The sequence below is a fragment of the Bradyrhizobium sp. th-b2 genome, assembly GCF_000426785.1.
GTDB lineage: Bacteria > Pseudomonadota > Alphaproteobacteria > Rhizobiales > Xanthobacteraceae > Bradyrhizobium > Bradyrhizobium septentrionale.
In genome coordinates, this window is the sequence record NZ_KE384570.1 from 37,912 (window position 1) to 53,545 (window position 15,634).

Below are 15,634 nucleotides of genomic sequence, written 5' to 3' on the forward strand. Positions count from 1 at the left end.
CGTCGCGGCGAATATGCTTGGCCTCCGTCTGGGGGCCGTGGCATCCTCGCGCCAAGCCGTTCAACGGCACGGCCGTGTCCTCCAAGGCGCGCGGCAAGAAAAAGGGGAGGGGAGGCCGATGCGCAAGGCATTCGGCGCGCTTGGCGCCATTTCATTCCTGCTGCTGCCCACCGTTTCATTCGCCGCCGAGATGCGCGGCGTCACATCGACCGAAATCAGGATTGGCCAGACCATGCCCTATAGCGGGCCGGTGTCGGCGTTCGGTGCGCTCGGCAAGGGCGAAGCCGGCTATTTCAGGATGCTGAACGAGCGCGGCGGCATCATTGGCCGCAAGATCAACTTCATCTCGCTCGACGATTCCTACGCGCCGCCGAAGACGGTGGAGCAGACCCGCCGCCTCGTCGAGAGCGACGAGGTCGCGCTGATCTTCTCCTCGATCGGCACCGCGCACAACACCGCGATCGCAAAGTACCTGCAGAGCAAGAACATCCCGCAGCTGTTCCTGGCTTCCGGCGCCTCGAAATTCGGCGACATCGCGCAATTCCCGCAGGCGACGATGGGCGTGCAGGCGCCGTTCCGCTACGAGGCGCGGCTCTACGCGCGCTATGCGCTGGCGAAGAATCCGAACGCGAAATTTGCGGTGATCTCGCAGAACGACGATTACGGCGGCGACTATCTCGCCGGCCTGAAGGACGTACTCGGCGAGAAATATGATTCCGTCGTCACCGTTGCGAAATACGAGATCACTGAGCCAACCATCGACTCGCAGATCGTTCAGCTGAAGGCAACCAACGCCGACGTCTTCGTGATCGCGGCGACGCCGAAATTCGCGGCGCAGTCGATCCGCAAGGCCTATGAGATCGGCTGGCGGCCGATGACCTTCCTCTCCAACACCGCGGTGTGGATTTCGACCGTGATGCAGCCGGCCGGCGTCGAAGCCGGCATCGGCATCATCTCGACGGCTTATGTGAAGGACCCGGACGATCCGGCCTGGAAGGACGATCCCGGCATGAAGGGCTGGCGCGAATTCATGACCAGATATTTGCCCGATGGCGATCAGCACGACACCAACTATGTCAACGCCTACAACAGCGCGATGGTGTTGGAAGCGGTGTTGAAGGCCTGCGGCGACGATCTCTCGACCGAGAACATCCTGCGGCAGGCGTTTGCGATCAAGGACCTGGAATTGCCGATGCTGCTGCCGGGCATCAAGGTCAACACGTCGCCGTCCGACCACGTGCCGGTCGACCAGATGCAGCTGATGCGCTTCAACGGCAAGACCTGGGATCGCTTCGGCGAGCTTCAGACGGGGAATTGAGGCTCAAGTCGATCGCGCTTGAGTCCATGCTCCGCATTCTCCCCGTCATCCTGAGGTGCGAGCCACTTCGGCGAGCCTCGAAGGATGCACGGCCCGGCTGGTGGCCGTCGACCCTTCGAGACGCGCTTCGCGCTCCTCAGGGTGACGGAACTGCGCTTCAGGAGAACGCGACAGCGCAGCCTACTTCGTGCTCTCTGCTGCCGGCAGCGCGCCGGACTTCATCTCGTCCGATCGCACATGGATGACGGCGATGTCGTCCTTGTAGAGCCGCTTCCAGCCCTTGAGGTGGTCCAGCGCGTTTCCGGCGGGGGAGTCCGAGCTCAGCAGCGTGGTGTCGATCCGGTATTTGTCGAGCAGGCCGAGCAGCTGGCCGACGTCGCGGGCATCCAGCGCGTCGTAATAGTCGAGCACGAATTGCTCGCCATAGAGCTCGGCGCGGCCGTCGATGAACACCTTCATGTCGCGGCTCACCATGTAGCCGCCGAACGGCGCGGTGCTGAAGACGCGCTGCGCCTTGTGCTGCTGCAGAACATCGACCGCGGCCACGGGCGAGAACTGCGGCAGGAACTTGAACTGATGCTGCGCGACGAACATCGTCGTCGTCACCCACGCGCCGATCACCATCGCGATCGCGGCCAGGATCGTGACGAGCGGGATTGCGCGGGTTTCCTCGAAGCGGGTGGCGGCAGCGCCTGCCGTTCCCCATTGTTCGGCGATCGGCTTGGCGAGCACCAATGGGGCGATGAACGCGAACACCTCGATGTTGCGGACATGGCTCAGCGCCATCCAGATCAGGCCGAGCAGCAGCAGGATCCGCGGCACCGACAGGGTCAGCCTGCGATAGCAGATCAGGCCGATCAGGCCGAGCAGCGTGGCTTCGAAGAAGCTGGGCTTGCTGAAATCCGCAGGCTTCCACTCCCCGATCAGGGTCAGCAGCTTGCCGAGGCTGAGGATCTTCGTCGCACCCAGCAGGCTATTCCAGCCGTAGGGTGTCACGCAGCTCGCGGCCAGCGCGGCGAGGCCGAACAGTCCCCATCGCACGATGAGCTGACGGCGGCGGCTGGGCTCCACGTTCCAGATGGCCTCCAGCCCGATCGGTCCGATCAGCGCCAGGCCGAGAACGAAGCCGCCATGCAGATTGGCCCACAGCGTCATCAGCGGCAGTAGCCACCATGACGGTGAGGTGCGGCGGTCGGCGGCCGCCATCAGGCCGCCGATGAACGCCAGCAGCACCGGCAGCGCCAGCACGTGGGGCCGCGCGAAGAAGTGGATCGTCGACAGCAGCAGCGCCAGTGCCGTGATCAGGACGGCACGCGCCGGATCGAAATACGGGCTCAGGAGATTGAGAAAGATTGCAACCGTCGCGCCGATCGCAATCGACGTCAGGATCACCGGCCCGGCCCAATCTCCGCCGTACACCAGCGCAAACACCACCTGCGCCAGCCACGAACTCGAGATCCAGGCTTCGCCATAGCGGGTGAACGAGAACACGTCAGTGGTCGGCATCGCGCCGTGTTCGAGGATCCACTGCCCGATCCTGATCTGCCACATCGTATCGGAATCGCGCAGCAGGATTTCGCCGGCCGAGAGATAAAACAGATAGGCGCCCACGGCGGCGCACAGCGGCACCAGCCCTCGCGCCGCATTGCGGCTGATCACGCTGCTGGTGATGGAGAGTGACATGCGCTTTCTGGTTTCGGCCTGATGCATCGAGAGACAACGCCACGCATGGCGCTTAAGCGCACTCGACCACGGCTACCGATAAATTCGGGTAAATGCGGCCGCGACATCGTGGACCAGCGTGAGATCAGACGTCTCGATTTCGAGCGATCATGTTAGCGCGCGATTTACCATCTCGATCATGCTCCGACTTGATCGCAAGCTGCCAACCGCGGGCAGCGGATCACCCCATCCCGTGGCCGACGCTGGCCTGCCGGCCGTAGCGCCGCCGGCTCAATCAGAGGTGGCAACGGCGGTTGTAAAAAATCCCGACAATTCCAGCTTGTCAACCAGTCTGAATAGTTGTTCACTTCTTCAGACGATTGCGGGATCGATCGTTCAAAACATTGAAGACGCGTGTGTTCTGCCGGTGGGCGCCAGGGCGCACGGTGGGGGACGGAACGCCATGGTCTACCGGCGAACTCATCAGGTCGTGAAACGGCTGGCCGCCCGGCGCAGCGCTATCCTGTCGGCGGCGCGGGACGCGGCGGCGGCGGGCGGCATGGCGGCGGTCCAGATCGCACCCGTTGCGGTGCGAGCCAATGTCGCGGCCGGGACGGTCTATCGCTATTTCCCGTCGAAGGCCGAGCTGATCTCGGAATTGATCACGGAAGTCTCGCGCGACGAATTGTCCGCGATCCGGCGCGCCGCTGATGCCGCGCCCGGACCATCGTCGGCGCTGGCGACCGCGGTGACGACGATTGCGGTCCACGTGCTGTCGCAGCGCAAGCTCGCCTGGGGCATCCTGGCCGAGCCTGTCGATGTCGACGTCACCGCCTCGCGCCTCGCCAGCCGCCGCGATATTTCCGGCGAGCTTGCCATGCGCATCGACGCCGCCGTGCGTGCCGGGCATCTGCCGGCGCAGGATACGGCGCTGGCCGCCACGGCCTTGCTTGGCGCGCTGCACGAAGCGCTGCTCGGCCCGCTGGCGCCGGCCAATCTCGACGATCCGATCAAGCTGCGCGATGCGGTGCAGACCGTGACGCTGCTCGCGCTGCGCGCGGTCGGCGTCATGGATGCGCGCGCCCGTGGCCTCGTGGTGCAGGCGACGACCCCGGCCAAGGCGCTGGTCGGCGCCTAGCGCTTCGGTTCTGATCGAACCGAAGCTCTGGATTGCTGTTTTGACGCGTTTTCTTTACGCGAACCGGCGTCCACTTCGCTCGAAAACGCTCTGGCGCCGGAAGCACAGCGAACACTTCTGTCGCATTGGCGTTGTAGCTTTGGGCTTGGTTCAACCACCTCAGGGAGCAACGCATGACGACGACCCACGGCTCGGCCAAATGGCAGGGCGGCATCAAGGACGGCAAGGGCGCGATCTCGACCAAGAGCGGCGCGCTCTCGGATTACCCCTATGGCTTCGCCAGCCGCTTCGAGGGCAAGCCCGGTTCGAACCCCGAGGAACTGATCGGCGCGGCGCACGCCGCCTGCTTCACGATGGCGCTGTCGCTGATCCTGGGCGAAGCCAAGCTCACGGCCGAGCACATGGAGACCAGGGCCGATGTGACGCTGGAGAAGGTCGGCGACGGTTTTGCCATCACCGCGGTGCACCTGACGCTGTCGGCGAAGATTCCGGGTGCCGACAACGCGGCGTTCCAGGAACTGGCCGGCAAGGCGAAGGCCGGATGTCCGGTGTCGAAACTGCTCAACACCAAGATCACGCTCGACGCGTCGTTGCAGGGCTGAGCGTCGCGCGCCTCAAGCACGGCGGAGAACGTTAGAGCTGCGCGTCGCCGTTCGGGCCGACCGAGGCGATGCGCAGCATGTTGGTGGTGCCGGGCGCACGCAGCGGCACGCCGGCGACGATGATGACGCGCTGGCCGGCCTTGGCAAAGCCGTCGCGGAACGCAATCGAGCCGGCGCGATCGACCATGTCGTCGAGATCGTGGGCGTCCTCGGCGACCACGCAATGCACGCCCCACACCACCGCGAGCTTTCGGCCGGTGACGAGGTTCGGCGTGATGGCGACCACCGGGACCTTCGGGCGCTCGCGCGCGACGCGGATCGCGGTCGAACCCGAAGAGGTCCAGCAGATGATCGCCGACAGATCGAGCGTCTCGGCGATCTGGCGCGCGGCGTCGGCAATGGCGTCGCCCACCGTCGGCTCCGGATCGACGCGCTGCGCGTTGAGCACGCTGCGATAGGTCGGGTCGCGCTCTACTTCCTCGCCGATGCGGTTCATGGTCGAGACCGCCTCGACCGGGAATTTGCCGGCGGCCGATTCCGCCGACAGCATGATGGCGTCGGCGCCCTCGTAGACGGCGGTGGCGACGTCGGAGACTTCGGCGCGCGTCGGCACCGGCGCCTGAATCATCGATTCCAGCATTTGGGTCGCGACCACCACGGGCCGGCCGGCGCGCCGCGCCATCCGGATCATCTGCTTCTGCAGGCTCGGCACCCGCTCCAGCGGCAGTTCGACACCGAGATCGCCGCGCGCCACCATCAGCGCGTCCGCCGCATCGATGATGTCGGCGAGGCGGTCGATCGCCTGCGGCTTCTCGATCTTGGCCATCACGGCGGCACGGCCGCGGATCATCTTCTTGGCCTCGATCACGTCCTCGGCACGCTGCACGAAGGACAGCGCGACCCAGTCGATCCCCTCCGGCAGCGCGGCCTCCAGATCGGCGCGGTCCTTTGCGGTCATCGCGGAGACGGGCAGATCAGTGTCGGGCAGGCTGACGCCCTTGCGGTCCGACATCTTGCCGCCGATCACGACGCGCGTCACCGCGCGGTCGGGCGAGGTTTCCTCGGCGATCAGCCGCACCTTGCCGTCGTCGAGCAGCAGGGCATGTCCGGGCCGGAGCGCGGCGAGGATTTCCGGATGCGGGAGCTGGACGCGGCCGTTGTCGCCGGGCGTCTTGTCGGAATCCAGGACGAAGCTCTGACCGTTCTTCAGCTGGGTCGATCCTTCCGCGAACGCGCCGACCCGCAGCTTCGGCCCCTGCAGGTCGACCAAAATGCCGATCGGCCGGCCGTAGCTCGATTCGACATTGCGGATGGTCTTGACCAGCTCCCGCATCTTGTCATGCGGGGTATGGCTCATGTTGATGCGGAAGACGTCGGCGCCCGCCTCGAACAGCTTGCGGATCATCGCGCTGTCTGAAGAGGCCGGGCCGAGCGTTGCGAGGATCTTGATTCGACGCAGTCGTCTCATTGTTTGCTTCCGGGTGGTGCGGCTGGCGGCAGACCAGACGCGCCCGGAGGCGCTGCGCCCGGCGGCGGGTTCGGCAGGCCCGGCATCGCTCCGGGGCTTCCTGGACCCACGCCGCCCGGCATTCCCGGTACTTTCTGCGGCTGTTGTTCGTTGGCTTCGGTCAATTGGACGGTCCATGCACGCTGCTCGCCGGTGTCGACCTCGAAGAAGCCGGTGCGGTCAAAGCCGCGCGCTAGGCAATTCTCGGTACCCTTGATGGTGAATTCCTTGTCGCGCGAGCACATGAAGGCCTGGCCGGACCATTCGCCGCCGCGATCATAGTCGAGAGCGTAGATGTAGTAGTAGCGCGCCACAAGATTGCCGCGCAGCAAGGTCTCGCAGGTCCGCGACGACACGTTCCACCAGCCTTCGGTGGTCCAGCCTTCGGCGTCCTTGTAGCCGAGCGCGATCCCGACCCGGCTCGAGGTGTTGTTGCAGAGCCGGAAATCGGCGGCCGCCGGGCTCGTCCACAGGCAGGTCGCGACAAGCGCCAGCACCGGCAGGATGCCGGCCAGGATCAGGCGGATGGTGCGGGGAGCTGAGGCGGGAGAATCTATTGGGCTCATGCGGCGAAGCTATATCAAATCATTATCGATTTCGCGTGCCCGGCAGGCGCTGTCAACGGGCGGGCGCCCATTTGCCATGCTGCGGGACCATGGCAAATCCGGCCGGACAGGTCCGTTTTGCGCGCCGATATGGCAAAATCTGTGACAATTCCCACTTGATATCAATATGGTGAGCGCGCGACACACCGGGATCACGAAGATGAGCATTGACGACAAAACCAGAACAGAACTCGAGGCCGCGGTCTTCCGGCGCCTCGTCGATCATCTGCGCAACCGGACCGACGTCCAGAATATCGACCTGATGAACCTGGCCGGCTTCTGCCGCAACTGCCTGTCCAACTGGATGAAGGAAGAAGCCGACGCCAAGGGCCTTGCCGTGAGCAAGGACGAGAGCCGCGAAGCGGTCTACGGCATGCCCTATGAGGAATGGAAGGCGAAGCATCAGGGCAGCGCGACGCCGGAGCAACTCGCGGCGATGAAGAAGGCCCAAAGCGGGCATTAAATCTCAGCCTGTGTGACGTCAGTTCCTTGGCCGCCTGCATCTCCTGTGGGCGCGCTGTGGATGAGCGCGATGTTTCCTTGACGGAACGTGCGCCAAAATCGAGGGTCGCCCGCAGCAAGCGGTGCGCGTGGCGCGTATTCGCGCGACATTTCATTGCCATTTCAGGAGTACGCGATGGCCACCACGTCTGCCGCCGTTCAGGATGAGCCCGCAACGCGATTTGCCAAGGACCAGCTCAAGTCCATCATCGAGCGCATCGAGCGGCTGGAAGAAGAAAAGAAGACGATCTCGGACGACATCCGTGACGTCTATGCCGAGGCCAAGGGCAACGGCTTCGACGTCAAGGCGCTGCGCACCATCGTGCGCCTGCGCAAGCAGGACGCCAACGAGCGCCAGGAGCAGGAGACCATCCTGGAGACCTACATGCAGGCGCTCGGGATGCTCTGAGGCGGCCGGCGTTCTCGGCCGGCAAGCGCGCCGGGCGGCCTTTCGGGCGCCCGAGGCGCTTCAGCGAACAAGGCTTGGGCGAAATCCCGTGAACTGCTAGAGTGCCCGGCGAGGTAACCGGGCAGATCGTTCAAATGGACGTGCCAGGACCAGAGCGCCGGCTCGCTGCGGTGCTCGCCGCCGATATGGTCGGCTTTAGTCGGCTCATGGAGGCTGACGAGACGGGCACCCTTGCGCGCCTCAAGACCCATCGGATCGAACTGATCGATCCGGCCATCACCAAGAATCGCGGCCGCATCATCAAGACCACCGGCGACGGCCTGCTGGTCGAGTTCCACAGCGTCGTCGATGCGGTGCTGTGCGCGGCCGAGGTGCAGCGCCGGATGGCCAAACGCAACACCGACGTCGCGCCGGCGCGGTGGATGCAGTTTCGCATCGGCATCAATCTCGGTGATGTGATCGTTGACGGCGCCGACATCTTCGGCGACGGCGTCAATGTCGCGTCGCGCCTCGAGGTGCTGGCCGAGCCCGGCGGCATCTGCATTTCCGGCGCGGTCCGCGATCAGGTCGGTGATCGTCTGGAAGATCTGAGCTTCGAGGATCTCGGCGATCAGACCGTCAAGAACATCGCGCGCCCGATCCGGGTCTTCCGCGTCCATCTCGGAGCGGATGCCAGGGCCGTTGCCGAGCACCCGAAGGGGGCGGCGGCCGCGCCCGTCGTCGCCAGGAAGCCGTCGATTGCGGTGCTGCCGCTGGTCAACATGAGCGGCGATCCGGAGCAGGAATTCTTCGCCGACGGGCTCACCGAGGACATCATCACCGAGCTGTCGCGCTTCCACGATTTGCTGGTGATCTCGCGCAACTCGACCTTTGTGTACAAGGGCAAGGCCGTGAAGGTGCAGGACGTCGCGAAGGAATTCGCCGTCGACTATGTGCTGGAGGGCAGCGTGCGCAAGGCGGGCGGCCGGATCCGCGTCACGGTGCAGCTGATCGATGCCGAGGCGGACCGGCACGTCTGGGCCGAGCGCTACGACCGCGAGCTGGCCGATATCTTCGCCATCCAGGACGAGATGACGCGCGCGATCGTGTCGACGCTGCCGGGGCGCGTCGAGGCCGCCGCGCATGACCGCGTCAAGCGCAAGCCGACCGACAACATGGCGGCCTATGAGTGCGTGCTGGCCGCCAAGGTGCTGCATCATCGCTCGGCGCGCGACGACAATGCGGAGGCGCAGCGCCTGCTCGAGCGGGCCATTGTGCTGGACCCCAACTATGCGCACGCGCACGCCTGGCGTGCCTGCGTGCTCGGGCAGACCTGGGTCTACAACTGGTGCGAGGATCGCGACGCGACCTTCGCGCAGGTGGCCGCCGAGCTCGAGATCGCTCTCAAGCTCGACGACAATGACAGCGACGTGCACCGCATCCTCGCCGCGCTGAACCTCAACCGCGACGATCATGACAAGGCAGCATTCCATCAGGAGCGCGCGCTCGCGCTCAACCCGAACTATGACCTCGTCGTGGTGCAGCAGGGCGAGCTGCTGACCTGGCTCGGGCGGCCGGAGGAGGGCCTTGACTGGATCAAGCGGGCGATGCGCCTCAATCCGTTCCATCCGGAGCGCTTCTGGAGCCATCTCGGCCGCGCCTGCTATTGCGCCGAGAAATACGCCGAAGCGGCCGAGGCGTTCTCGCGGATCACACGGCCCGACCACACCCATCACGCCTTCCTCGCGGCGACGCTGGCGCAGATGGGTAACCCGGTGGCGGCCTCGGCGCACGCCGCCGAGGTGATGAAGCGCGAGCCGGCCTTCTCGGTCGCCGCCCATCTGACGACCCAGCACTACAAGCGCGAACCCGACCGGGCGCGCTACGAGGCCGGCCTGCTCAAGGCGGGACTGCCGGCCTGACCGGCTTGATGAAGGGATATTGTGGGTAGAGCCTAGGCTAGCGCAGCGAGGCGGTGCGCAGCACGAACGACTGGGTCGTCAGCAGACTTGTCGCCGAGCCCGAGAAGCGGTCGCAGGTCATGCCCATCATCGGATCTTCCGAGAAGGTCATGGCGACGGCGGCCTGCGGCTTCACGAAGTGCGCCCGCATCAGGCTCATATCGGTGTCGCCCAGCACCGTGGTCAGCATGCCGGTGCTCGCGCTCGGCGCCAGCATCACCACGCGCATCCAGACGTCGTTGCCTTTGGCAGCCGAGATCCGCGCCGACGTGGTGATCACGCCCTGGCCGGGCGCGCCCTTCGCAACGACGGTGTTGATTTCGGTAGCCGGCGCAGCCGCATTGCGGGCCGGCCGTACATTGCGCGGGATCGGCGCTGTCGCCGCGACGATGTTGGCGCGATCGACCGGCGAGCTGGCTGGAACGTAGGCCAGTGCCTTGTTGAAGTTCTCGGTCGCGCTGGCGGTGGTCTGCGGATCGGCGGCGCCGACGGCTTCACGGGCTTTCAGCGCAGCGATCTGCGCCGCCGATGCCTGCTTCGGTGCCGCTGAATCGTCACCCCAGAAGCCGCGGGCATTGATGATATCGGCAGGCGATTGCGGCGCGGTGCTCTCGGCCGTCTGAACCACTTGCACTGCGGGCTTGGCCTTCGGCATCGGGACGAGCTGCGCGTCGGCGGCGGCAAGCTGGATCGCGGCAGCGAACTGCTGCGGCTTGGCGCGCGGCATCGGAACGGGATCGGCGGCTTTGGCGGGCGCTGCGGCTGCGACCACGGTGTTGGCGGCGGGCTTGTCGTTCACGACAGCCAAGCCTTCGTCTTCGTCGTCGCCCGACTTGCCGGCGCCGAACAGTTTCGCGAACAGGTTCGGCTTGCTGATAACAGCTGCATTGTCACCATCGCCGCGGCGCTCGATGTCGGCCCTGGCGAGCTCATAGCCCTTCAGCGGCGTGCCGTCGGTCGGGACATGGACGGTGCGGCCGTCGGGGAACACCCGGACCAGCTGCTCGCGGGTCATCCGCGGCCAGTGGCGAATGCTACCGGTGTCGAGATGCACAAACGGCGAGCCCGAGGTCGGATAGAAGCCGACGCCGCCGCGCTGCAGGCGGAGGCCGGCGAAGCGAATCTGCTCCAGCGGTACGCCCGGGATGAAGAAGTCCATCGCATGGCCCAGCATGTGCTGGCTGTGGCGGGCAACGCCCGAGGAGCGGCGGCGGAGCATGGCGTTGGTGGCGGGGGCGCGATAGGCGGAGATGATCTGGATCGGCTGCTTGCCGCCGACGTCGCTATAGACTTCCCAGAGGATGTCGAACAGATGACGGTCCATCACCGTCTCATCCTGGGAGCGCCAGTCGCGCAGGAAGTGATTGAGCTGTTTCAGCGCGGCTTCGTCGTAGCGGCCGTCGCGCTTGAAGGTGACGGCGAGATCTTCGCCGGAATGGGTGTGGTGGAAGGAGAGGGTGCGGGTCTGGTTCAGCGCCGTCGCGTCGTGCACCGATCCCGCGCCCGCCAATAGCAATAGCGCGCTCAGGCCGACTTGGTACCCGGCCTTAGGTAGCGACAGCAGATTGCAGCGGCGTGCGAAGACAGCCAGCACTAATGAGCCCACCCAAGTCGACGAGCGTTCGGTCGGCACCTTTCGCAGACCCCCCGCGAAAGACGGTGAACGCTTTCTTAAAGCGGGACGGTTAACCGAGGTTTACCGACCCGCCCCCAAGTTAGGCTTAACTAACTGGGCGACTGTGGCAAAAGATAGCCCAGTTCCTCGGCAGAGACGGGTAATGGTTAACATAAACGATCCCGCTTTTTGAGCGAGATCGTTGATTTTACTTCAAAATTTATCTCAATCTGGCCGGAGAAACAGCTTAGCGGGTGATCACCCGGCGCTGCTGCTGGGCCTGGCCGCGGCGGACCGGTTGCGGCTCCGGCTGTCCGAATCCTCCGAACAGGCGCTCGAAGAAGTTCGGTCCGGAGGAATTAAAGCCGCTGTTGTCGCCGGCGACGTTGACGCCCGGGGGCAGGCTGCTGCTCGGCGGACGCGAATAGCTCGGCTGGGCGTGCGCCACCACCGTCTCGAGATCCTTGCCGCGGCTGTTCTTGAGCAGCGACAGCATGGCGGCGTCGCGGCCGTAGACGTCGCGGCGGATTTGCAGCTTGCCGGCGTCGTCCACGAACGCGGTCTGGTAGGTGATGTTGACCGGGATCGGCGTCGCGAATTTCAGGTCGATCTCGCTCGAGCCGTACATGCTGCGGATCTTCTCCGGCGTGTAATGGTCGTTCGGCATCGCGATGTTGAGCAGCACCGAAGCGTACTGATCCGGGTTCTGCACGCGCATGCAGCCGTGGCTGAAGGCGCGCTCGTCCCTCGCGAACAGGTTCTTGTCCGGCGTGTCGTGCTGATAGACCAAGAACTTGTTCGGGAAGTTGAAGCGGATGCGGCCGAGCGCGTTGGCTTCACCCGGCGGCTGCGAGATGTGGATCGAGCCGTCGCGGTTGCGCTCGAGCTTCAGGCCCATGCGCTGCAGCACGGTCGGATCCTGCTGCAGGGCCGGCAGATACTCGTTGTAGATGATCGACGGCGGCACGTTCCAGGTCGGGTTGACCGTGATGTACTTCATCGTCTCGGTCAAAAGCGGCGTGGCGTGCTGGCCGGGCTTGCCGGTCACCACGCGCGTGGTCCAGACCTGCCCGCCGTTCTGCATCACCTTCAGCGTGTAGTCGGGGATGTTGAGGATCACATAGGCGTTGCCGACATTGGCGGCGCCAAGCTGGCGCGGCAGCCAGCGCCAGCGCTCCATGTTGACGATCACGGTATCGATCTGGCGGTCGCGCTTCGGATTGTTCAGCGCCTTGACCGTGCGCTCGTCGAGCACGCCTGATGGCTTGAGGTCGACGCTGTTCTGGAATTTCTCCACGGCACGCGCGACCGTCGCGTCATACTTGGTGCTGTCGGCATTCTCGGTGACGCCGAGCTTGCTGCGCAGGTCCGGCACGCGCGGATCGTCCATCTCGACCGCGGCCTGCTTCTTGCGCGCCGGCACGTATTTCAGCGCGGGGCCGTCGGCGATCGTGATGACCGGACCGTCGCCCTGGCCGCGCAGCTCGGCGAGCTTCTGCTTCAGCTCCTTGTAGAGCTTCTGCGGCGGGTTGTAGCTGTCGAGCGCGGCGGAGGCGTCCTTGGCGGAGGTCACATGCGCAAACACTTCCGCCGCATCGATCGGGTGCTCCGGATAAAGGATGTCAGCCGACACTTGCGACCAGTGCATGCGGCCGCTCTGGGCTTGGCGTGCATAGTCCAGCATGCTGGCCGCGAGCTTCAGCTCGGCGTCGGCCAGCGCATCTGATGTCGTGGCCGCGGCGAAATCCGGCACCGGATAGTCTGAAACATCGAGACCGTCGGCGGCGGCGTCCTTGACGCGGGCGATCACGCCCTTGCCGGCGTCGGTCAGCTTGCCGGCCTTGGTGAAGACAGGCGCGTAGTCGCGGGCCGAATAGAATTTCTCGGCCGCCGCGCGCTCGTTCTTGCGATCGAAGGTGCGCAGCGACTTGCTGGCGAGCTGTTCGCGCAGCTTGTCGGCAACCGGCTGATCTTCGGCGGCAACGTTGCTCGCAGCCTTCGCGGGTTCGGCAGCCGGAGCTGCGGCCGTCGCCGGCGCGGGGCTTGCCGAAGGCGCGGTTGCGGTTGCAGGGGCGGGGGCTGCCGCAGGTGGCGCGACCGCGGGATCTGTCTTCGCAGTATCCGTCTTGGGCGCTTCGGCGGGCGTCGTCGCCGGCGTCGTTGCGACATCGGCGGGCTTCGGCTCGGCGGCCTTGGCCGTGCTGGGCTCTGCCGGTTTGGCGTCAACCGGCTTGGCATCGGTAGGCTTGGCCTCGGTGGCCTGCACTCCGGCCGGCTTCACATCTGCCGGCTTGGCTGCGTCGGGCAGCGCGGCGGTGGTGTCGGCCTTGAAATCGCTTGCGGTGGGCGGCGGCACATTGGCCGGTTCGGGGCGCGGGATCGCGGCGTCGATCGCGAGTTCCGAGGCGCTGGAGCGAGGCGTGTCCTGCGCGAAGGCTGAGGTCGCGGACACCGTGAGGAAGGTCGCCGCGACGGCCATCAATACGCGGTCAAATCCTCGACGGTGGTTCGAACAGTCACGCATTATCGCACCCCCTGGGTGGAACTGCCCCTCGCTCTCTGGAACAGTTCAAGTCAGTATTTGGTTTCATAGCTTGCGCGAAAGCGCCGGCTCTTCGATCGACTCGCACGCCTGCAACGCAATTGACGCAGACGATACATTCGCCCCTCTTATGCAGCCAGCGCCATGCGGGGCAACTCACGACAAACTGACCTCGAAGCAGCTGATTTCGCTCGGGCCGTGCGTTTTTGCCACGCGGCACAGCCTTTGTCTGTCACCGCCGGGACACGGTTCAAAAGGTTCCCTGGTATGGTCTTGCCGGCGCCTGCGCCTAGCTGGCGTCGCTTGTGCGCGTGCCGGCCGCAGCTTCGTCGAGCTTGCGGTAGAGGGTCGAGCGGCCGATCTTGAGCCGGCGCGCGACCTCCGACATCTGTCCGCGATAATGCGAAATCGCGAAGCGGATGATCTCGTTCTCGAGATCTTCCAGGGGGCGCACCTCGCCCGCAGCATTGAGCATCGGGAGGCCGCCCGCGGTCGGGAGGGGGAGTGCAACCGGTATCTCGTTACCGGAAATCATGGCGGGCGCCGTGGACGGCGACACCACCAGCGGCTCGCCCTGCAAGGATTTGCCCTCCGGTACCGGATGCGCCGACCCTTGCGGGAAATCGGCGAGCCCGAGCTGGTCGGCATCGCTCATCACCACGGCGCGATACACCGTGTTCTCGAGCTGGCGGATGTTGCCCGGCCAATCGAGCTGGGCGAGATGCGCCATCGCCTCGCCGCTGATGCCGGTGATGTTGCGGTTTTCCTCGGCGCAGAACCGCGCCAGGAAATGCCGCAGCAGATGCGGGATGTCTTCGCGCCGCTGCCGCAGCGCCGGAATGGTCAGCGGCAGCACGTGGAGCCGATAGAACAGGTCCTCGCGGAACTGGCCGCCCTTCACGAGATCGAGCAGCTTGCGGTTGGTCGCCGAGATGATGCGGACATCGACCTTGACCGGCTTGCGGCCGCCGACCGCCTCGACGGTGCCTTCCTGCAGCGCGCGGAGCAGCTTGACCTGCGTGGCCAGCGGCAATTCGCCGACCTCGTCGAGGAACAGCGTGCCGCCATGGGCTTCGACGAACTTGCCCTGGTGGCGCTCGGTGGCGCCGGTGAAGGCGCCCTTCTCATGGCCGAACAGGATCGATTCGACGAGATTGTCCGGGATCGCACCGCAGTTCACCGCGACGAACGGCCTGGCCTTGCGCTCGCTGCTGCCGTGGATGGCGCGCGCGAACAGTTCCTTGCCGACGCCGGACTCGCCCTCGATCAGCACCGGAATCGTCGAGGAGGCGGCCTTCTGCGCGGTGCGCAGCACCCCGGCCATGGCCTCGCTGCGGGTGATGATATCGGAAAAGGTCAGCCGGCCCTCGCGGCTGTGGCGGATGCGCTGCAATTCGCCCTTCAGGGCGGAGGCGTTGAGCGCGTTGCGCAGGCACACCTGCAGCCGCTCGAAGCCGACCGGCTTGACGACGAAATCCTGTGCACCGGCGCGCATCGCCGACACCACATTGTCGATCCCGCCATGCGCGGTCTGCACGATGACCGGGACGTTCAAACCAGCTTCACGAATTTTTGCGAGGACTCCGAGACCGTCGAGACCCGGCATCACGAGGTCGAGCACGACGGCGTCGATCGCCTGCGTCTCGGATGCGGTCAGTGCCGCTATCGCCGCGTCGCCACTGTCCACGACGAGGGGCTCATAGCCGCACTTCTGCACCATGTTTTCTACCAAACGACGCTGTACTGCGTCATCATCGGCGATCAAAATGGTGGCAGCCATGGTTTTCCCCGCACG

At 65.4% G+C, this 15,634-nt stretch carries 12 protein-coding genes; 6 read left to right on the forward strand and 6 right to left on the reverse strand.

What is annotated here, in order from left to right:
* Positions 1–118 precede the first annotated feature (118 nt).
* A complete protein-coding gene (locus tag K359_RS0149480) occupies positions 119–1,318 on the forward strand; it encodes an ABC transporter substrate-binding protein (protein WP_029085495.1) in 1,200 nt (399 codons plus the stop codon).
* A 180-nt stretch (positions 1,319–1,498) separates the two neighbouring features.
* Here the strand turns inward: K359_RS0149480 and K359_RS0149485 are convergent, their stop codons facing one another.
* Positions 1,499–3,001, reverse strand: a complete 1,503-nt coding sequence (locus K359_RS0149485; protein WP_029085496.1) for a hypothetical protein — start codon at positions 2,999–3,001, stop codon at positions 1,499–1,501.
* Positions 3,002–3,443: 442 nt separating this feature from the next.
* Here K359_RS0149485 and K359_RS0149490 point away from each other — a divergent pair, with 442 nt between their 5' ends.
* Positions 3,444–4,118 carry a TetR/AcrR family transcriptional regulator gene (locus K359_RS0149490; RefSeq protein WP_029085497.1) on the forward strand — a complete coding sequence of 225 codons (675 nt, stop codon included), beginning with the start codon at positions 3,444–3,446 and terminating at the stop codon, positions 4,116–4,118.
* Positions 4,119–4,291: 173 nt separating this feature from the next.
* Positions 4,292–4,720, forward strand: coding sequence for an OsmC family protein (locus K359_RS0149495; protein WP_029085498.1), 429 nt, complete (start codon positions 4,292–4,294; stop codon positions 4,718–4,720).
* 31 nt (positions 4,721–4,751) lie between these two features.
* Here K359_RS0149495 and pyk read toward each other — a convergent pair whose 3' ends face one another.
* Together pyk and K359_RS0149505 are read right to left on the reverse strand one after the other, a co-directional pair.
* On the reverse strand, positions 4,752–6,188 hold the full coding sequence (pyk, locus tag K359_RS0149500; protein ID WP_029085499.1) for a pyruvate kinase: 1,437 nt from the start codon (positions 6,186–6,188) through the stop codon (positions 4,752–4,754).
* Positions 6,185–6,793, reverse strand: coding sequence for a DUF1036 domain-containing protein (locus K359_RS0149505; protein ID WP_035978686.1), 609 nt, complete (start codon positions 6,791–6,793; stop codon positions 6,185–6,187). Before K359_RS0149505 ends, pyk begins: the two co-directional genes overlap by 4 nt.
* Positions 6,794–6,992: 199 nt before the next feature.
* Here K359_RS0149505 and K359_RS0149510 point away from each other — a divergent pair, with 199 nt between their 5' ends.
* The 3 genes from K359_RS0149510 to K359_RS0149520 all read left to right on the forward strand — a co-directional run bounded on the left by K359_RS0149510 (position 6,993) and on the right by K359_RS0149520 (position 9,643).
* Entirely contained in the window at positions 6,993–7,295 is a 303-nt protein-coding gene (locus K359_RS0149510; RefSeq protein ID WP_029085501.1) for a DUF1244 domain-containing protein, read from the forward strand.
* Between the two features lie 174 nt (positions 7,296–7,469).
* Positions 7,470–7,742, forward strand: coding sequence for a DUF2312 domain-containing protein (locus K359_RS0149515; RefSeq protein ID WP_029085502.1), 273 nt, complete (start codon positions 7,470–7,472; stop codon positions 7,740–7,742).
* A 134-nt stretch (positions 7,743–7,876) separates the two neighbouring features.
* The gene (locus tag K359_RS0149520; RefSeq protein WP_029085503.1) at positions 7,877–9,643 is read left to right on the forward strand and encodes an adenylate/guanylate cyclase domain-containing protein; all 1,767 of its coding nucleotides are present in this window, start codon (positions 7,877–7,879) and stop codon (positions 9,641–9,643) included.
* Positions 9,644–9,680: 37 nt separating this feature from the next.
* On the opposite strand, the gene K359_RS0149525 is transcribed toward K359_RS0149520, so the two are convergent.
* From K359_RS0149525 to K359_RS0149535, 3 genes are all read right to left on the reverse strand, one after another.
* Positions 9,681–11,276, reverse strand: coding sequence for a DUF882 domain-containing protein (locus K359_RS0149525; protein WP_084518883.1), 1,596 nt, complete (start codon positions 11,274–11,276; stop codon positions 9,681–9,683).
* 268 nt (positions 11,277–11,544) lie between these two features.
* Positions 11,545–13,821 (reverse strand): murein L,D-transpeptidase, encoded by a 2,277-nt coding sequence (locus K359_RS0149530; protein WP_029085505.1) that lies wholly within the window; start codon positions 13,819–13,821, stop codon positions 11,545–11,547.
* A gap of 307 nt (positions 13,822–14,128) precedes the next feature.
* Positions 14,129–15,619, reverse strand: a complete 1,491-nt coding sequence (locus K359_RS0149535; protein WP_029085506.1) for a sigma-54 dependent transcriptional regulator — start codon at positions 15,617–15,619, stop codon at positions 14,129–14,131.
* Positions 15,620–15,634: the final 15 nt, after the last annotated feature.